The 16,825-nt window shown below is 62.9% G+C and carries 20 protein-coding genes; 7 read left to right on the top strand and 13 right to left on the bottom strand.

Annotated elements, in window-relative coordinates:
• Positions 1 to 62: 62 nt before the first annotated feature.
• The 9 genes from recO to rpoE all read right to left on the bottom strand — a co-directional run bounded on the left by recO (position 63) and on the right by rpoE (position 8,032).
• Positions 63 to 773 (bottom strand): DNA repair protein RecO, encoded by a 711-nt coding sequence (gene recO, locus J9893_RS15830; protein WP_039040537.1) that lies wholly within the window; start codon positions 771 to 773, stop codon positions 63 to 65.
• Positions 774 to 1,673 carry a GTPase Era gene (era, locus tag J9893_RS15825; protein WP_041211854.1) on the bottom strand — a complete coding sequence of 300 codons (900 nt, stop codon included), beginning with the start codon at positions 1,671 to 1,673 and terminating at the stop codon, positions 774 to 776.
• 61 nt (positions 1,674 to 1,734) lie between these two features.
• Positions 1,735 to 2,406, bottom strand: coding sequence for a ribonuclease III (gene rnc / locus J9893_RS15820; RefSeq protein WP_010675639.1), 672 nt, complete (start codon positions 2,404 to 2,406; stop codon positions 1,735 to 1,737).
• Positions 2,407 to 3,330 (bottom strand): signal peptidase I, encoded by a 924-nt coding sequence (gene lepB, locus J9893_RS15815; RefSeq protein ID WP_010675640.1) that lies wholly within the window; start codon positions 3,328 to 3,330, stop codon positions 2,407 to 2,409. It abuts the gene before it with no gap.
• A gap of 3 nt (positions 3,331 to 3,333) precedes the next feature.
• A complete protein-coding gene (gene lepA / locus J9893_RS15810; RefSeq protein ID WP_010675641.1) occupies positions 3,334 to 5,127 on the bottom strand; it encodes a translation elongation factor 4 in 1,794 nt (597 codons plus the stop codon).
• Positions 5,128 to 5,286: 159 nt separating this feature from the next.
• Positions 5,287 to 5,748, bottom strand: a complete 462-nt coding sequence (locus J9893_RS15805) for a SoxR reducing system RseC family protein (protein ID WP_210599748.1) — start codon at positions 5,746 to 5,748, stop codon at positions 5,287 to 5,289.
• A gap of 90 nt (positions 5,749 to 5,838) precedes the next feature.
• Positions 5,839 to 6,819 (bottom strand): MucB/RseB C-terminal domain-containing protein, encoded by a 981-nt coding sequence (locus J9893_RS15800; protein ID WP_010675643.1) that lies wholly within the window; start codon positions 6,817 to 6,819, stop codon positions 5,839 to 5,841.
• 21 nt (positions 6,820 to 6,840) lie between these two features.
• Entirely contained in the window at positions 6,841 to 7,428 is a 588-nt protein-coding gene (locus tag J9893_RS15795) for an RseA family anti-sigma factor (RefSeq protein WP_041211670.1), read from the bottom strand.
• A 22-nt stretch (positions 7,429 to 7,450) separates the two neighbouring features.
• On the bottom strand, positions 7,451 to 8,032 hold the full coding sequence (rpoE, locus tag J9893_RS15790) for an RNA polymerase sigma factor RpoE (RefSeq protein WP_010675645.1): 582 nt from the start codon (positions 8,030 to 8,032) through the stop codon (positions 7,451 to 7,453).
• A 181-nt stretch (positions 8,033 to 8,213) separates the two neighbouring features.
• On the opposite strand from rpoE, the gene nadB reads away from it, so the two are divergent.
• The gene (nadB, locus tag J9893_RS15785) at positions 8,214 to 9,821 is read left to right on the top strand and encodes an L-aspartate oxidase (protein WP_048208412.1); all 1,608 of its coding nucleotides are present in this window, start codon (positions 8,214 to 8,216) and stop codon (positions 9,819 to 9,821) included.
• Between the two features lie 103 nt (positions 9,822 to 9,924).
• Here nadB and J9893_RS15780 read toward each other — a convergent pair whose 3' ends face one another.
• Positions 9,925 to 10,296 carry a protein YgfX gene (locus J9893_RS15780; protein WP_043154867.1) on the bottom strand — a complete coding sequence of 124 codons (372 nt, stop codon included), beginning with the start codon at positions 10,294 to 10,296 and terminating at the stop codon, positions 9,925 to 9,927.
• Between the two features lie 58 nt (positions 10,297 to 10,354).
• Positions 10,355 to 10,624: a succinate dehydrogenase assembly factor 2 gene (locus tag J9893_RS15775; protein ID WP_041213909.1), complete on the bottom strand. Its 270-nt coding sequence runs from the start codon at positions 10,622 to 10,624 to the stop codon at positions 10,355 to 10,357.
• A 113-nt stretch (positions 10,625 to 10,737) separates the two neighbouring features.
• Here J9893_RS15775 and ygfZ point away from each other — a divergent pair, with 113 nt between their 5' ends.
• Positions 10,738 to 11,649 carry a tRNA-modifying protein YgfZ gene (gene ygfZ, locus J9893_RS15770; protein ID WP_210599749.1) on the top strand — a complete coding sequence of 304 codons (912 nt, stop codon included), beginning with the start codon at positions 10,738 to 10,740 and terminating at the stop codon, positions 11,647 to 11,649.
• 7 nt (positions 11,650 to 11,656) lie between these two features.
• Here ygfZ and J9893_RS15765 read toward each other — a convergent pair whose 3' ends face one another.
• Positions 11,657 to 12,538 (bottom strand): LysR family transcriptional regulator, encoded by an 882-nt coding sequence (locus J9893_RS15765; RefSeq protein ID WP_010675650.1) that lies wholly within the window; start codon positions 12,536 to 12,538, stop codon positions 11,657 to 11,659.
• 124 nt (positions 12,539 to 12,662) lie between these two features.
• Here J9893_RS15765 and J9893_RS15760 point away from each other — a divergent pair, with 124 nt between their 5' ends.
• A complete protein-coding gene (locus J9893_RS15760; RefSeq protein WP_039040541.1) occupies positions 12,663 to 13,100 on the top strand; it encodes a PACE efflux transporter in 438 nt (145 codons plus the stop codon).
• A gap of 70 nt (positions 13,101 to 13,170) precedes the next feature.
• Here the strand turns inward: J9893_RS15760 and J9893_RS15755 are convergent, their stop codons facing one another.
• Positions 13,171 to 13,512 (bottom strand): hypothetical protein, encoded by a 342-nt coding sequence (locus J9893_RS15755; RefSeq protein ID WP_010675652.1) that lies wholly within the window; start codon positions 13,510 to 13,512, stop codon positions 13,171 to 13,173.
• 183 nt (positions 13,513 to 13,695) lie between these two features.
• Here J9893_RS15755 and cutA point away from each other — a divergent pair, with 183 nt between their 5' ends.
• The 4 genes from cutA (at position 13,696) to J9893_RS15735 (ending at position 16,816) form a co-directional block, all read left to right on the top strand.
• Positions 13,696 to 14,013, top strand: coding sequence for a divalent-cation tolerance protein CutA (gene cutA / locus J9893_RS15750; protein WP_210599750.1), 318 nt, complete (start codon positions 13,696 to 13,698; stop codon positions 14,011 to 14,013).
• Complete coding sequence (locus J9893_RS15745) at positions 14,010 to 15,788, top strand: protein-disulfide reductase DsbD (RefSeq protein ID WP_210599751.1); 1,779 nt, start codon at positions 14,010 to 14,012, stop codon at positions 15,786 to 15,788. Before cutA ends, J9893_RS15745 begins: the two co-directional genes overlap by 4 nt.
• A gap of 63 nt (positions 15,789 to 15,851) precedes the next feature.
• Entirely contained in the window at positions 15,852 to 16,304 is a 453-nt protein-coding gene (locus J9893_RS15740; RefSeq protein ID WP_210599752.1) for a GNAT family N-acetyltransferase, read from the top strand.
• Positions 16,305 to 16,390: 86 nt separating this feature from the next.
• Positions 16,391 to 16,816, top strand: coding sequence for a hypothetical protein (locus J9893_RS15735; protein WP_039040544.1), 426 nt, complete (start codon positions 16,391 to 16,393; stop codon positions 16,814 to 16,816).
• Positions 16,817 to 16,825: the final 9 nt, after the last annotated feature.

Genomic DNA, 16,825 nt, shown 5'->3' with positions numbered 1-16,825 from the left:
GACAGCATTATTGTTCATGAAAGGCGATGTCATAAACACAAAACATCACCAGATAATAAAAATCAGCTTGAAACACTGCCTTTTCGCTTCAAAAAGAGCTCCCTGCTCTTCAGTTGACGCTTGCCGAGATAGGGCTGCAGCGCCAACCGGCTGAAACGCTTGGCCGCCTGCAGCAAGGGAGGCGTGTCGAAACGCCCCTCGGCGAAGGCCAGCAGGTGGGCGCCGAGGAACAGGGTACGGGGATCCGGCGCCCGCTCGCAAGCGACAAAGCCGAGCTCCCGCTCGAAGCCGTAGAGCAGGGTGGGGTCGATGGGGGAGTCGTCGTCCGCGGCATATTCGAAGTCCACCGCGTAGCCCAGGGCCTGCAGCAGCAGGAACTCGAAGCGGCGCAGGGGCAGCTCCGGGGTCTCGCCGTCCGCCAGGGCCATGATGGCACGGGCATAGGCGTCGAACACCTCGGGGAAGGGGGTGTGTGCTTCCAGCAGGTAGTAGACCAGCTCGTTGAGATAGAGGCCGTAGAAGAGACGATCCCCCCCGAGGCGCAACGAGTGATCCGGGCACTCCACCTGGGTGAGGTTCTTGAGATCCCCCTTGCCGCGCCAGGCAATGGTGAGCAGGGTGAAGGGCTGAAGCAGCCCCTTCAGAGAGGAGCGTGGCCCGCGGGAACCGCGAGCCACCAAGGTGAATCGACCGCTATCCTGGGTGAAGACCTCGACCAGCTGGCTGGTCTCCCGATAGGGCCGACTGTGGATGACGAAAGCCGGGGTCAGCAATCAGTCGTCGCCATACCCGAGGCTGCGCAGGGCCCGCTCGTCGTCGGCCCAGCCGGACTTGACCTTGACCCACAGCTCGAGATGCACCTTGTTCTGGAACAGCCGTTCCATGTCGATGCGCGCCTCTGTGCCGATGGTCTTGATCTTCTCGCCCTTGTTGCCGATGACCATCTTCTTCTGGCCTTCGCGCTCCACCAGGATGAGCCCGTGGATGTGGTAGAGACCAGTCTCCTCCACCTTGAAGCGCTCGATCTCCACCGTCACCGAATAGGGCAGCTCCTCGCCGGTGAAGCGCATCAGCTTCTCGCGGATGATCTCGGAGGCCATGAAGCGGGAAGAGCGGTCGGTCACGTAATCTTCCGGGAAGAAGTGGACGTTCTCCGGCAGCAGATCCTTGGCCCACTCGCGGATCTTCTCCACGTTGGTACCCTTCTCGGCGCTGATGGGCAGGATGTGGGCAAAGTTCATCTGCTGACCCAGCCACTCGAGGTGCGGCAGCAGATCCTCTTTCTCCTTGACGTTGTCGATCTTGTTGACCGCCAGCACCACGGGGCACTTGAGGTGGCGCAGCTTACCCAGCACCATCTCGTCATCCTTGGTCCAGTGAGTGCCGTCCACCACGAACACCACCATGGCCACGTCCCCCAGGGAACTGGTGGCGGCGCGGTTCATCAGGCGGTTGATGGCCCGCTTCTCCTCGATGTGCAGACCCGGGGTATCCACATAGATGGTCTGATGGTTCTCCTCGGTGTCGATCCCCAGGATCCGGTGACGGGTAGTCTGGGGCTTCTTCGAGGTGATGCTGACCTTCTGGCCGAGCAACTTGTTGAGCAGGGTGGACTTGCCCACGTTGGGGCGGCCCACGATGGCGACAAAGCCGCAATAGGTGGTATCTGTCATGCCCGCGTTCCCAATGCTGATGGAGTGAAAAGAGCGCACAGTGCCGGATCCGTCATGGTGCTCATGACAGCCGTTCCAGTGCTTGCTGCGCCGCGGCCTGTTCGGCCTTGCGGCGGCTGGAGCCGATCCCGACCAGGGGGCCATCCAGCCCATCCACTTCGCACTGGACGGTGAACTCCTGGTTGTGGGCCTCGCCCTTGACGTTGGTCACCGTGTAGGTCGGCAGGGATTTGCGGCTGCCCTGCAGGATCTCTTGCAGACGGGTCTTGGGATCCTTCTGTTCGATCCCGGGCTTGATCTCGCCAAGGCGGCTGGCATACCAGCCGAGCAGGAGGCTGCGCACCCGCTCCAGATCCGTGTCCAGATAGATGGCGCCGATCACCGCCTCGACGGTGTCGGCCAGGATGGACTCGCGGCGAAAACCGCCGCTTTTCAGCTCCCCCGGCCCCAGGATCAGGTGATCCCCGAGGTCGAATTCCCGGCCCAGCTCGGCCAGCGTCTTCTCGCGCACCAGGGTGGCGCGCATCCGGCTGAGATCCCCTTCCGCCGCCTGCGGGAAGCGGTGGAAGAGGTCATCGGCAATCACCAGACTCAGGATGGAGTCCCCCAGAAATTCCAGGCGCTCGTTGTGACGGGACCCTGCGCTGCGATGGGTCAGAGCCCGGGTCAGCAGCTCAGGATCCTGAAAGACATGCCCGAGACGGGACTGCAGTCTGTTCATCTTGATATTCATTTACTTGATTCCGCCAATGCGGTTGAAGCGCACACCGGTCGGCACCCAGCTCGGCAAGCTGGACCCTTCCTCGCGCTCGAATTCGAAACTGATCCAGATGGCGACCGCCTTGCCCACCAGGTTCTGCTCGGGCACGAAACCCCAGAAACGGCTGTCGGTGCTGTTGTCGCGGTTGTCACCCATCACGAAATAGTGGCCTTCCGGCACCACCCACTCGTCGGGGTAGGTGCCGGGCTGGCGATAGTAGCGGTCCACCAGGTCCGGCATCAGCGGGTTGCGCAAGGTCTCGTGGGAGACATCACCCAGCTGTTCGGTGTAGCGATCCAGCGGGATCCCCATCTGGCTGAACTCCCCGCGCTGCTCGAACTTGACGTCCAGCTTCTGGAAGCCGGGGCACGTTTTCCCTTCCTGCTCATCGCACTTGGGCCGGATCATCAGCTCCTTGTTGCGATAGATGACCCGATCGCCGGGCATGCCGACCACCCGCTTGATGTAGTCCACCCGGGTATCCAGCGGATACTTGAAGACCACCACATCACCGCGCTTCGGCTCGCCGGTCTCGAGGAACTTGGTGTTGGTCACCGGGTCCTTGAGGCCGTAGGCAAACTTCTCCACCAGGATGAAGTCGCCCACCAGCAGGGTCGGCATCATGGAGCCGGACGGGATCTGGAACGGCTCGAAGATGAAGGAGCGCAGGATCAGCACCAGCGCGATCACCGGGAAAACCCCGCCGGTCTGTTCGATCCAGACCGGCATGGGGGCCACCTTGGCCAGTGTCTTCTCGTCCACATCCGGACCAGCATTGGCACGGGCGGCGGCAATCTTGGCCGCCCGCTGCTTGGCCCAGACCAGCTTGTCGAGCGTCCAGATGATGCCGGTCAGCAGGGTGACGACGACGAGGATCAGGGAAAAGGTGCTTGCCATCGATTAATCCTTTCCGACGTGGAGAATGGCGAGGAAGGCCTCTTGCGGCACGTCCACACGACCCAGGGACTTCATCCGCTTCTTGCCTTCTTTCTGCTTGTTCAGCAGCTTCTTCTTCCGGCTCACGTCACCACCGTAGCACTTGGCGGTGACGTCTTTACGCAATGCCTTGACGGTGCTGCGGGCGATGATCTGGTTGCCGATGGCGGCCTGAATGGCGATGTCGAACATCTGGCGCGGGATCAGCTCGCGCATCTTCTCCACCACCTGGCGACCGCGATACTGGGCGTTCTCCTTGTGGGTGATGATGGCCAGGGCGTCGACCCGCTCGCCATTGATCATGATGTCCAGACGGACCATGTCGGAGGTTTCGAAGCGCTTGAAGCCGTAGTCCAGGGAGGCGTAGCCGCGACTGGTGGACTTCAGACGGTCGAAGAAGTCGAGCACCACTTCCGCCATCGGGATCTCGTAGGTCAGCGCCACCTGCTTGCCGTGGTAGACCATGTTGGTCTGTACGCCGCGCTTCTCGATGCAGAGGGTGATGACGTTGCCCATGTACTCCTGCGGCAGCAGGATGTGACACTCGGCGATGGGCTCGCGCATCTCCTTGATGTTATTGATGGCGGGCATCTGGGCCGGGCTGTCGATGTGGATGGTGGAGCCATCGTTCAGCTCGATCTCGTAGACCACGGTCGGCGCAGTGGTGATGAGATCCAGATCGTATTCACGCTCCAGACGCTCCTGGATGATCTCCATGTGCAGCATCCCGAGGAAGCCGCAGCGGAAGCCGAAGCCCAGCGCCGTGGAGCTCTCCGGTTCGTAGAACAGGGAGGCATCGTTGAGGGAGAGCTTCTCCAGCGCATCGCGGAAGGACTCGTAGTCATCGCTGGAGATGGGGAACAGGCCCGCATAGACCTGGGGCTTCACCTTCTTGAAGCCGGCCAGCGCCTTCTCGGCACCGTGCTTGGCCAGAGTCAGGGTATCCCCCACCGGCGCACCGTGGATATCCTTGATGCCGCAGACGACCCAACCTACCTCGCCACAACCCAGGCCGTCGGTGTCCACCTGCTTCGGCGTGAAGATACCGATGCGATCCACACCCCACACCTGACCGGTGCTCATCACCTTGATCTTGTCGTTCTTTTTCAGGGAACCGTTCTTGATCCGCACGAGCGACACGACCCCGAGATAGGAGTCGAACCAGGAGTCGATGATCAGCGCCTGCAGCGGCGCCTCCGGATCCCCTTCCGGGGACGGGATCTTGGCGACGATCTCTTCCAGCACCAGATCGACACCGAGGCCGGTCTTGGCGGAGCAGCGCACCGCGTCCACCGCGTCGATGCCGACGATGTCCTCGATCTCCTCGGCAACCCGCTCGGGCTCTGCGGCCGGCAGGTCGATCTTGTTCAGCACCGGCACCACTTCCAGATCCATTTCCATGGCGGTATAGCAGTTGGCCAGAGTCTGTGCCTCAACCCCCTGACCGGCATCCACCACCAGCAGTGCCCCTTCACAGGCAGCCAGGGAGCGAGAAACCTCGTAGGAGAAATCCACGTGGCCCGGGGTGTCGATAAAGTTCAGCTGATAGGTGTTACCGTCTTGTGCCTGGTAGTTCAGGGTCACACTCTGTGCCTTGATGGTAATGCCGCGCTCGCGCTCCAGATCCATGGAGTCCAGCACCTGGGCCTGCATCTCGCGATCGGACAGGCCGCCGCAAGTCTGGATCAGACGGTCCGACAGGGTCGACTTACCGTGGTCGATGTGCGCAATAATCGAAAAGTTACGAATGTGTTTCATCGAGCAAGAATCACTCAAAATTAAGTTAGGGTCGGATATGAGGGCAGGATTTTACTGGATAACCCGGTCGACGGCCAATCTTTAGTCGGCGGGCCCCACAAATAGCGCCTTGTCTGGCGGGCGTTGGGCACCTGGATGCCCTCCGCCAGACCCGGCCCCTCAAGAGAGATGACGGGTATTGAGCACCACCCCGAGCATGCGGGGACCGTATTCCCCCTGCTCGAGCCGGTCAGAAAAGTAACGAACCAGTAAAAATCCGATGGCGCCGCCCAGCAGACAGCAGAGGATGGTCACCCCCTCTCCCGCCGACAAGAGCGGCACCAGCCAGAGCTGGCCGAGCAGGGCGCCCAGCAGCAGACAGAAGAGCGGCAGCACGTATACCAGAGCCGCACCGCGCAGGATGCTGGCCTGAGGGATGCCCAGGCGGATCTGCTGGCCCACCGCCACATCGCCGGTGAGGGCGACCCGCAGCCGCTGCGCCTTCATGGGAAAGGCCTTGGCGACGGTGCCGGTCCCGCAGCTGGATTGTTGGTGGCAACCGCTGCAGGCGGCTCGCCGCTCGCACTCCACCCAGGCGTGATTGCCGTCGATGGCCACTACTGTGGCCAGCTCTTCACTCATGTTACTCACCTGATGACTCCTCACAGGGGGCGGTGGATGCACCGGATCTCAACACGGCGGCACCCTCAGGGCAAGTCTCACGGCAAAGACTCACTGCACCGCCTCGTTGCGGGCCAGCGGCTGCACTGCCTCGGCGATGCGCTTGGCGGTTTCGGCGGGCACCTCGCCCACCACGGTGATCTCCACCCCGACCTCGTTGACGAAGCTCACCAGCGAGGTAGCCCCCTGGCGAATCAACTGCTGGCGCACCGCCTGCTTGGGATCGACCCGTGAGACGTAGACGGAGAGATCCACCAGCCCGTCGGAGAGCATCATGTAATCCACCGGCAGACTGGTGCTGACCAGCTGATGCCGATCCTGAGAGAGCACCTTGAAGCCATCGGGCAACCAGGTCAGGTGCCAGTTGAGGGTCTGCTGGGGAGCGGGATAGGCATCTTCCAGCGCCAGCGCATCCGGCAGCTTGCTGCGTGCCAGGGTGACCAGCCAGGGGGCCGGCGCAGATTGCCTGTCCAGATCCACCCCCAGCACCTGTTCCACCAGATTGCCTTCCCGATCCACCATGTCCACCCGCAGCAGCAGATGGCTCTGTTCGTCAATCCAGAGCACGAAGCCGTACTTGTCCGCCTCCTTGGGCACCAGCCGCACCACTTGTGCCACCAGGCCGGCCACCCGGCTGCGGCCCGCCAGCACGGGGTCATAGCTCTCCATCACCCGGGGCAGCGGCATCCTCACCAGGCTCGACCACACCCCGGGGAAACGCGCCCCCTTGAGGGTGTAGGGTTCATGGGTGTTTTCGAAGAAGGTGTATTCGTTCTGGCGTTGCAGGAACTCCACGGCCTTGCCGTCGAGATAGCTCAGGTGAGCCACCTCCTTGCCATCGATGATCCCGTGGCTGAAACGGATAGGCTCGAGGCGCCCCTGGCGGGCCTTGACCATGGACAATTCGAAATTTTGTTGCGAAACGGCACTCTGCATCTGCTGCAACAAGGCCTCGGCCGACAGATCGTCGGCCGAGGCCTTGGCACAAATCAACAGGAGAGAGGCCAGCAGGATACGGCTGGACTGGCGCACGATCTGATCCCTAAAAATGCGTTATTCCTGAATCTGCTTGTCTTGCAGCAGACGCTGTTGCAGTTGATGGTCGCGCAGGAAGGCATTGATGCGCTCGCGCTGCTCCTGCATCTGCTGCTCGCTCAGACCTTGCTGACGCACACCGGTCCGGCTGCCATCCTGGGGATAGTGCACGCTCACCGGCGCAGCACTGCCACCCACGGGTATGGTATTGAGCACCGGGCTGGTCGGCACACCATCCTTGCCCTGGTACTGCTGCACGCCGAAGATGACGGCGGCAGCCACGGAGGCGGCAATGGCATACTGCCCCACTTGCTGGCCAAAGCGGCGAACGAAGGGGATCACCTTGCCGGCGGGCTGCACCTGGGGCGCAGCAGGCTGTGCCGGCTTGGGCGCCAGTATGGCGGGTTCATCCTCCAGCGCCAGCATGATGCTGTCGCTGAGATCCAGTTGCAGATTGACCGGCAGGTCACCCCGCATGGCATCACCGATCAGATGGTAACGCGACCAGGTATCCTGCAGAGCGGGATCCGTTCCCAGCTCGTTCAGTACCTCGATTTCGCTGAGGTCGCCATCCATCAGGGCTGAAAGTTGCTCTTTATTTGCCATAAGTTTGCCTGTCTTTCCCCAGTTAATGCTCGATCAGAGGTTGCAGCTTTTTATCGATTGCTTCCCTCGCCCGGAAGATGCGGGATCTCACCGTACCCACCGGGCAATCCATGATCTCCGCAATCTCCTCGTAGCTCAGCCCTTCCATTTCACGAAGGGTGATCGCCGTTCTCAAATCTTCTGGCAAGGCTTCTATGGCGGTAAACACGGTGCGTTTGATCTCGTCGGTCAGCGCCAAGTTTTCCGGGGTGGCCACCTCTTGCAGGGCTTCACCACCACCATAATATTCAGCCTCGTCCGCTTCGACATCACTGCTGGGCGGTCTGCGCCCCTGTGACGTCAGGTAGTTTTTGGCCGTGTTGACGGCGATCCGGTACAACCAGGTGTAAAACGCGCTCTCGCCACGGAATGTCGGCAACGCACGGTAGGCCTTGATGAATGCCTCCTGCGCCACATCCGGTACATCGCCCGGATTGTTGACATACCTGGCCACCAGGTTGACCACCTTGTGCTGGTACTTGCGTACCAATAGGTTGAATGCATTTTTATCGCCACGCTGGACCCGTTCAACCAGCTGTTCGTCCAGTAGATTCTGGTCGCTCATCAGAGCCGTAAAACCCCCATCAGGTTATCGTTTTTCTTTTCCGGCCCCTTCTAAGCGCACAAGTTCAGACAGGAGGAATCAGGGAAAGTTCGCTTGCATTGAAAAAAATGTGATGCGGGCTGCATCACAACCCCCCTTGGGCTACCATGGGGCCAGTTCTTAATCCAGGCCAATGATACTTATGAAAGCAAGTGTTGAATACCTTTGCGACGTACTCATCATTGGCAGCGGTGCCGCCGGTCTGTCCCTCGCGTTGCGATTGGCAGACCAGGCCAAAGTCCTGGTTCTGAGCAAGGGGCCCATCAGTGAGGGGGCCACTCTCTATGCGCAAGGAGGCATCGCTGCCGTGTTCGACGAGACCGACAGCATCGAATCCCACGTGAGCGACACGCTCAACGCCGGCGCCGGGTTGTGCGACCCGGCGGTGGTAGAGTTCACCGCCCGCAACGCCCGCGACTCCATCCAGTGGCTCATTCAGCAAGGGGTCCCCTTCGATCAGGAAGAGGATGCCGAGGGGGAATCCCACTATCACCTGACCCGGGAAGGGGGCCACAGCCATCGCCGCATCTTCCACGCGGCCGACGCCACCGGCAAGGCGGTGCAGCTCACCCTGATCGACCAGGTGCGCGCCCACCCCAACATCCAGCTGATGGAGCGCTTCAACGCGGTCGATCTCATCACCACCCGCAAGCTGGGTCTGCCGGGCAACAAGGTACTGGGAGCCTATGTCTGGAATCGCAACGCCGAGCAGGTCGAGGTGATCCGCGCCCGCTTCGTGGCGCTGGCCACCGGCGGGGCCTCCAAGGTGTACCAGTACACCTCCAACCCCGATGTAAGCTCTGGCGACGGCATCGCCATGGCATGGCGGGCCGGCTGCCGGGTGGCAAATCTGGAGTTCAACCAGTTCCACCCCACCAGCCTGTTCCACCCGGACGACCCCAACTTCCTGCTGACCGAGGCGCTGCGCGGCGAAGGGGCCTACCTGCGCCGTCCCGACGGCAGCCGCTTCATGCCGGAGTTTGACGAGCGGGCCGAGCTGGCCCCGCGGGACATCGTCGCCCGCGCCATCGACCACGAGATGAAGCGCCTCGGGGCGGATTGCATGTATCTGGACATCAGCCACAAGCCGGCGGATTTCATCATCAAGCACTTCCCGACCATTTATGAGCGCTGCCTCGCGGTCGGTATCGACATCACCAAGGAGGCGATGCCCATCGTCCCGGCGGCCCACTACACCTGTGGCGGCGTGATGATCGACAACAACGGCCAGACCGACATCCCCGGCCTCTATGCCATCGGCGAGGTGACCTATACCGGGTTGCACGGCGCCAATCGCATGGCCTCCAACTCCCTGCTCGAATGCGTGGTCTATGCCCATCAGGCGGGAGCCGACATCCTGGCCAAGCTGCCCACCAGCGTGGCGCCCCCCAGCCTGCCGGCCTGGGACGAGAGCCAGGTGGATGACTCGGACGAGCAGGTGGTGATCCAGCACAACTGGCACGAGCTGCGGCTGATGATGTGGGACTACGTGGGCATAGTGCGCACCAACAAGCGCCTGGCCCGGGCCAAGCGTCGCATCGATCTGCTCAAGCAGGAGGTGCAGGAGTACTACGCCAACTTCCGGGTCTCCAACAACCTGCTGGAGCTGCGCAACCTGTTGCAGGTGGCCGAGCTCATCGTCAACTGCGCCCTGGAGCGCAAGGAGTCTCGCGGTTTGCACTACAACCTGGATTATCCGGACATGCAGCCGGACTCCAAGCCGACCGTGCTGACCCCGGATCGGGAATAAGGCCGTTGCGTTCGATTCGGGCGTATGCCCTCCCCCAGATGACCCCGCCCAGGCGGGGTCATCTGCTATGAGCGGCAGATGTAGCAGGTAGAGAGAGACGCCCCTAGCGGACAGCGAGGTGGATGGCGCGGGCCAGGGCGCGGTAGTGTGCAGGGGCCAGGGCATCGGAGAAGAGCCAGAGCTGCCCCTCGGAGCCCTCCACCGTCTTCAGCCGCAACCAGAGCACCCCGGGCAGGATGCGGCTGCGGGGATCCAGCCGATGGCGCGCCCCTTGCCACTCGAGCCACTCCCCATCCCAGACGAGCACGCCGCTCGCCGCCGGATGGCGGCGCAACGCACGCCACAGACTCAGCCCCCAGACAGGGAGGAACAGCCCCCATTGCCAGCCCTGGATCAGGCTGGCGACGGGCAAGAGCAGCAACAGAAACAGGATGCACAGCAGCAGACGCTGCTGGCGGGAGGCGATCACGGGCATCACTGCCCGCTGGGGAGACGCGAGGCTGGCCATGAGGGGGGGCGGTCGCGAGTCGGGCTCAGCGCAGGCTGTCGTGACGGGCCTGGTTGCGCTCGAGGATCAGGGGGATCATGGCGGCAAAATCGGGATCCTCGGGCACGCCGTGACCCATGCACCAGCGGAACAGCTCGGGATCCTCGCACTCCAGCAGGCGGATGAAGGTGCGCTGTTCGGCCTCGCCGAGGCCATCGAACTCGTGCTCAAAGAAGGGCATAAAGATCACATCCAGCTCGAGCATGCCGCGACGGCAGGCCCACTTCAGGCGGGACTTCTCACTTGGGTTCAACATGGAACTCTCCTTACAAAGACCGGGGAATGGTAGCAGCAGGATTTTCCGGCTGACAAACATTCCTTACGTCTTTACCATGCAGGTCACATACTTTCTGTCTCTGGAATCCCATCGTGAGCCTGCCGACCCCTCTTCTTCCTGCCGAGCCGACCCTGTTTTCCCTGACCAATCTGGCCATCACCCGCCTCGGCGGCCCGGATCGCGCCAAGTATCTGCAAGGTCAGGTCACCTGCGACGTCAACGCCCTGCAACCGGGCCAGAGCACCCTCGGCGGCCACTGCGATCCCAAGGGCAAGCTGTGGAGCGATTTTCGCCTGCTCTGCCTGGAAGACAGCCTGCTGATGCTGACCAAGCCCTCGGTGCTGGCACGCCAGCTGCCGGAGCTCAAGAAGTTTGCGATCTTTGCCAAGGTCGAGATCGGCGAGTTTCAGGGCAGCCTGACCGGACTGGCCGGTCAGGGGACGGACGACTGGATGGCACAGCACTTCGCGCTGACCGGCACCGGTCTGGTGGAGGGCGGCATGGCAGTCAGGGTGGAGGCGAACCGCTGGCTGCTGGCGAGCACATCCCCGCTGGCCCTCAACCTGCCGGTGGGCGACGAAGGACTCTGGTGGGGGCTGGAAATCAAAGCCGGTCTCCCTCATCTGGAAGCGGTCCATCAGGGGGAATACATCCCCCAGATGCTGAACCTGCAAGCCCTTGATGGCATCAGCTTCAACAAGGGCTGCTACATGGGGCAGGAGACGGTGGCACGCGCCAAGTATCGCGGCGCCAACAACCGCGCCCTCTTCGTGCTGAGCGGCACTGCCGCAACGCAGGTGGCCAGCGGTGACACCCTGGAGATCCAGCTCGGTGACAACTGGCGCCGCAGCGGTCTGGTGCTCAACGCCTGGCAGCAGCAGGGTCAGGTGTGGCTCACCGCCGTGCTGCCCAAGGACACCGAGGCCGACGCCCGCTTCCGCCTCAAGCTGGAAGAGGGCTCCAGCCTCGGTCTGCAACCCCTGCCCTATGCGTTGATCGACTGAATCCCCCCTAGCGAGGCACCCGCGCCAGCAGTGCCTCCTGCAACCAGCGCCCCGCCTGCCCGAGTGGGCGGGCGCGATACCACTGCAACTCCAGCGCCAGTTCCGCCTCGGCGATGAAGTCCGGCTTGAGCACCACCAGCTCCCCCCGCGCCAGGGGCCGGTGCAGCAGAAACTCGGGCACCGCCGCCCATCCCAGCCCCAGTTTCACCAGCTCCAGGATCCCGAGATCCCCCTCCACCCACCACACTTGCGCCGAGAGGCGGAAGCGATGGCGCTCCGTCCCCTCCCGCCGTCCAGTCACCATCAACTGGCGAGCCCCTTGCAGGTCGCTCTCCTTCAACGGCGTCTTGTGGGCCAGGGGGTGATCCGGAGAGACCACCAGGGGCATGGTGACCGTCCCCAGGGAGCGGGAGACCAGCTCCCGCTCGGGGTGCGCCTTCTGGTAGCTGATGCCGAGCTGGGCACGGCCGCTCTTGAGCAGCTCGGTCACGTCTTCCATCAGCGGAAACAGCAGCTCCAGCTCCACCGCCGGGTAACGGCTGGCGAACTCCTCCAGCAGGGAACCAAGCCAGGGCAGGTGGGAGTCATCGTCGATGGCCAGGGTGAGGCGCGACTCGACGCCGTTGGCCAGCTCGCCGGCGATGGCCTGCAGTCGCTCGCTCTGGGCCAGCAGCACCCCCGCCTCCTGACAGATGCGGGCCCCCGCCTCGGTCAGCACGGGATAGCGGCCGCTGCGATCGAACAGCGCAAGGCCGAGATCGATCTCCAGGTTGGCGATGGCGGCACTCACCACCGACTGGGCCTTGCCCAGCCTGCGCGCCGCCGCCGAGAACGACCCGGTCTCGGCCGTCGCCAGCAATGCCTTGAAGTGTTCCAGTGAAGGGGTCATGAGCCTGCTCCGCCGTGCGGTTGTGTCGTCACATCTATCTATTTTAGCGATAGATACCAACGTGAATCTATCCGGTTTTGGCGATACATTGCCGCCATTCCCTGATCAGAGAGAGAGACAGACCATGCGTACGACCCGTGACCGCCTGCGCCACGCCATCGGCTTCGAATTGATTGGCCTGCTGATCGCCGCTCCGCTGGCCAGCTGGGTGACCGGCGTCGGGCTCAACCACATGGGCCCCCTGGCCCTGTTCTTCTCGGTGGTCGCCACCGTCTGGAACTATGTCTACAACATCGGGGTGGACAAGCTGCTGCTGCGCTATCAGGGCCACACCCACAAGGCGCTGTGGCAGCGGGTGCTGCACACCCTGGGGTTCGAGGGGGGCCTGCTGATCGTGGCCCTGCCGGTGATGTCCTGGTGGCTCGACATCGGCCTGCTGGAGGCGCTGGTGCTGGATATGGGCTTCGTGCTCTTCTACCTGGTCTATGCCTTCGTCTACAACTGGAGCTACGACAAGGTGTTCCCCATTCCCATGGGACAGGTGCAGAAGGCACTGGGATAAGCGATTCGAGGGGTAAGGGCGAGGCACCATCATGCGATGGCATGATGGTGCTGAAGAGGGCCTCGCGGGGTCAGGCCTGGGCCTTGACCTCTTCCGGCGGGGTGTCGTCCTGCCTGGTTTCCTGGCGCATCATGGCTTCGAGGTCGCTCTGGTACTGGTTCAGCATGCGCTGGGCCGCCACCATGTCCCCCTTGTGCAGGCGCTCGAACAGATGATGCTGCACCACGCCGTTGAGGTACTCCACCGTGATGGGTTGCTCCAACGCCGACAACAGCTCCTCTTTTTCCAGCTCCGCATTGATCTCGTCGACACTGGTACGCAGCAGACCGGCCAGTTGCACCAGCATGCGGCGCTCCCCTTCACGCAACAGGCTCAACATGCGGTTTCTCTGCTGCTCATTCTGTTGGGTCATACATTTCCTTACGTAGAATTGGAACAAGCCCGCTCATTCTGCCCTGTCCTTTTCACAGCGTCCATCTCGGGCGCATGACTTATTCCGGGTGCGGGGGGCCGGGTGCTATTTGCCCCCCGGCCCGGTATAGTAACGGCTGATCCAGGGGGCCCGTGCGCCCCGTTGCCGAGACCGTCCATCCCTATGACCGACGCCATTCTGGTGCTCTGCACCTGCCCCGACGAGACCAGTGCAGACCGCCTCTGCGAGCAGCTGCTCGACCAGCGCCTCGCCGCCTGCATCAACCAGCTGCCCGGGGTCACCTCCGTCTATCGCTGGCAGGGCAAGACGGAGCGAACCCGGGAGATCCAGCTCGTCATCAAGAGTCGGGCCGCGCTGTTCCAACCCCTGCGCCAGTGCATTCTCGCCCACCATCCCTACGAGGTACCGGAGATCCTGGCGCTCCCGGCAAGCCAGGGCCACCCTGCCTATCTCGACTGGTTGACACAGGAGACCTCATGACCGCCTCTCGCCCCCTCTCCTTCCTGCTGATACTGCTGGGCCTGCTCTGCGTCCTGACGACGGCCCCCGCCCGGGCCAGCAGCCAGGATCTGCTCGGCAGCCTCGGCATCGAGACCCAGCCAAGATTCCTCAAGGTGGATCAGGCCTTCGCCCTCGAGAGCGAACAACAGGGTGATCGGCTGCTGCTCCGGATACGCATCGCCGACGGCTACTACCTCTATCGCCACAGCATCCGTGTGAAGGGAGAGAACCTCGCCTTTGACGAGCCCGTCCTGCCCCCCGGCACCGAGCACGAGGATGACTTCTTCGGCAAGAGCCGGGTCTATTACCAGGAGGTGCAGATCCCCGTGGCACTGACCCGGGTCGGGGACACGGCGAGCCTCACCCTGAGTTACCAGGGCTGTACCGAGGGACTCTGCTACCCACCCACCGACAAGCGGATCGCCGTCGAGCCCCTCACCGCCCCCGCCCAGGCGGAAGCGGTGGCCCCCCTTCAGGGCACCGACGTGCCGGGCAGCCAGCAGGACAGGCTGGCGGCCGCCCTCGGCAGCCAGGGGTTCTGGATCAGCGTCGCCGCCTTCTTCGCCCTGGGTCTCGGCCTCGCCTTCACCCCCTGCGTCTTCCCCATGTATCCCATCCTGACCGGGATCATCGCCGGGGCCGGGCATCGCCTCTCCACCCGTCGCGCCTTCCTGCTCTCCTTTGTCTATGTGCAGGGGATGGCGGTCACCTATACCCTGCTCGGGCTCGTCGTTGCCTCGGCGGGCCTGCAATTCCAGGCGGCCCTGCAGCACTCCTATGTGCTCATCGGCCTCTCGGTGATGTTCGTGCTGCTCGCCCTCTCCATGTTCGGGCTCTACACCCTGCAACTGCCGAGCAGCCTGCAAACCCGTCTCTCGGGCTTCTCCAACCGCCAGCAGGGCGGATCCGTGGCCGGCGTCGCCATCATGGGCATGATCTCGGGACTGGTCTGCTCCCCCTGCACCACGGCGCCGCTCTCCGGGGCCCTTATCTACGTGGCCCAGAGTGGCGACCTCTGGCTTGGCGGTGCGGCCCTCTATGCCCTCTCCCTGGGCATGGGGCTGCCGCTGCTCTTGCTCGGCACCTCTAGCGGCAAGCTGCTGCCCAGGGCCGGCGCCTGGATGGATGTGATCAAGCAACTCTTCGGGTTTGCGCTGCTGGCGGTACCCATCCTGCTGCTCTCAAGGCTCCTGAGCGATCAGGTGGCCACCCTGCTCTGGCTCGGCTGGGGGCTGGTGCTGTGCGGTTATCTCTATCACCACAACCAGCATCGCGCCCATTCGGTGGGCAAGAGCCTTGGCGGCTTCGTCCTGTTGCTGGCGATGATGGGCCTCGTGGTGGTGGGCAAGGATCTGCTGCTGCCACCCGAGGGGGCCAATGCCGCCGCCCAGACCCAGGCCCCCCGATTCATCCGCATCAAGACCCTTGACGATCTCAAGGTGCAGCTTGCCGCCGCCCGCGGCAAGCCGGTGCTGCTGGATCTCTACGCCGACTGGTGCGTGGCCTGCAAGGAGTTCGAGCACAAGACCTTCAGCGACCCCGATGTGCAGGCGCGCTTCAGCGAGATGGTGCTGCTGCAGGCGGACGTCACCGCCAACGACGACGCCGACGTGGATCTGCTCAACGGCCTCAACGTGCTGGGATTGCCGACCCTCATCTTCTTCGATCGCGATGGCAACGAGGTGAACGGCCAGCGGGTGACCGGCTTCATGGGGCCTGTCGAATTTCTCGGCCAGCTGGACAAGCTGCGCTAGATGGAGCTCCGGCGTCTGTCAGCGTTTCACCCAGAGCACAGGGGCTGGCTGGAGGAAGTTGTCATGGCAGCCCCAGCCTACAGCTGGCTGACCGAAAGCAAGGGGCCTGTCCCTGCGGATGCCGAAGAGATACTCAAGGTCTGTCCACCGGGGATGGGGCAAGAGGACAAGTTTGTGCTGGCCGTGCTGGAGGGGGAAGAATTGCTTGGCTGCGTCGATCTCATCCGTGGCTATCCCACACCGGATACCGCCTATCTCGGTCTGCTGCTGTTGAAGGAGTGCAGGCAAGGCCGTGGCATCGGCAGCCAAGTCGTCCTACGGCTCATGGAGATGGCGGCAAACTGGGGTTGCACCAACATGCGGCTCGGGGTCATAGAAACCAACCTGCCAGCCCTGCATTTTTGGACCAGGCACGGCTTCCAGCAAGTAGATCGCAAACAGATCGCCGGGTTCAGCGGCGATACCCTGATCATGACCTGCATCGTTCGCCGTCCCCTTACCTCGGACCTGCCATAGACTGCTGATTTTTCTGGCTATCCCTTGTATCTGGCCCGTACCGTGGCAAACTTTGCCCCTCCTGTCTCGCATCATCCGGAGTTTTGATGAAAAAGTGGTTCATCCCCCTGCTGGCCCTCTGGCTTTATGGCTGCAACGCAGGTCCCGGTGAAGAGACCATCCAGAGCCAGGTCACCGCCAGGTTGCAGGCGGGCACAGATGCTGACCTGTTCGACATCCGCGACTTCGCCGTGCTCGGCAAGGAGGAGCGGATGGAGGGGGTCTATCTGGTCAAGGTGAGCTACCAGCTCCACTTCAAGCAGGGACTGGATCAGTTGCAGGTGCTGCACGACGAGGATCTCGTCTATGACAGGGTCGGCCCCTTCCAGCAGGAGATGGGGCTGATGGAGCTCGAGCGCAAATATGGCGACTTCGAGGCAGGCCAGGCCCTGGCGCAGGAGACCCAGGTCTGGATGATGAAGACGGAGCAGGGCTGGCGCCTGGCCGAGCCAGACGCGACGCAGCAGGGATAATCCCGAGCC

Source organism: Aeromonas sp. MaB10011B (assembly GCF_017939325.1).
GTDB classification, from domain to species: Bacteria; Pseudomonadota; Gammaproteobacteria; order Enterobacterales; family Aeromonadaceae; genus Aeromonas; species Aeromonas caviae.
This window is presented reverse-complemented; position numbering and strand designations above follow the sequence as displayed.

Coding starts and splice junctions, on each gene's coding strand:
- era (WP_041211854.1), bottom strand. CDS start 1,673: ATGACAGATACCACCTATTGCGGCTTTGTCGCCATCGTGGGCCGCCCC.
- rnc (WP_010675639.1), bottom strand. CDS start 2,406: ATGAATATCAAGATGAACAGACTGCAGTCCCGTCTCGGGCATGTCTTT.
- lepB (WP_010675640.1), bottom strand. CDS start 3,330: ATGGCAAGCACCTTTTCCCTGATCCTCGTCGTCGTCACCCTGCTGACC.
- lepA (WP_010675641.1), bottom strand. CDS start 5,127: ATGAAACACATTCGTAACTTTTCGATTATTGCGCACATCGACCACGGT.
- J9893_RS15805 (WP_210599748.1), bottom strand. CDS start 5,748: ATGAGTGAAGAGCTGGCCACAGTAGTGGCCATCGACGGCAATCACGCC.
- J9893_RS15795 (WP_041211670.1), bottom strand. CDS start 7,428: ATGGCAAATAAAGAGCAACTTTCAGCCCTGATGGATGGCGACCTCAGC.
- rpoE (WP_010675645.1), bottom strand. CDS start 8,032: ATGAGCGACCAGAATCTACTGGACGAACAGCTGGTTGAACGGGTCCAG.
- nadB (WP_048208412.1), top strand. CDS start 8,214: ATGAAAGCAAGTGTTGAATACCTTTGCGACGTACTCATCATTGGCAGC.
- J9893_RS15780 (WP_043154867.1), bottom strand. CDS start 10,296: ATGCCCGTGATCGCCTCCCGCCAGCAGCGTCTGCTGCTGTGCATCCTG.
- J9893_RS15775 (WP_041213909.1), bottom strand. CDS start 10,624: ATGTTGAACCCAAGTGAGAAGTCCCGCCTGAAGTGGGCCTGCCGTCGC.
- J9893_RS15765 (WP_010675650.1), bottom strand. CDS start 12,538: ATGACCCCTTCACTGGAACACTTCAAGGCATTGCTGGCGACGGCCGAG.
- J9893_RS15760 (WP_039040541.1), top strand. CDS start 12,663: ATGCGTACGACCCGTGACCGCCTGCGCCACGCCATCGGCTTCGAATTG.
- J9893_RS15755 (WP_010675652.1), bottom strand. CDS start 13,512: ATGACCCAACAGAATGAGCAGCAGAGAAACCGCATGTTGAGCCTGTTG.
- cutA (WP_210599750.1), top strand. CDS start 13,696: ATGACCGACGCCATTCTGGTGCTCTGCACCTGCCCCGACGAGACCAGT.
- J9893_RS15745 (WP_210599751.1), top strand. CDS start 14,010: ATGACCGCCTCTCGCCCCCTCTCCTTCCTGCTGATACTGCTGGGCCTG.
- J9893_RS15740 (WP_210599752.1), top strand. CDS start 15,852: ATGGCAGCCCCAGCCTACAGCTGGCTGACCGAAAGCAAGGGGCCTGTC.
- J9893_RS15735 (WP_039040544.1), top strand. CDS start 16,391: ATGAAAAAGTGGTTCATCCCCCTGCTGGCCCTCTGGCTTTATGGCTGC.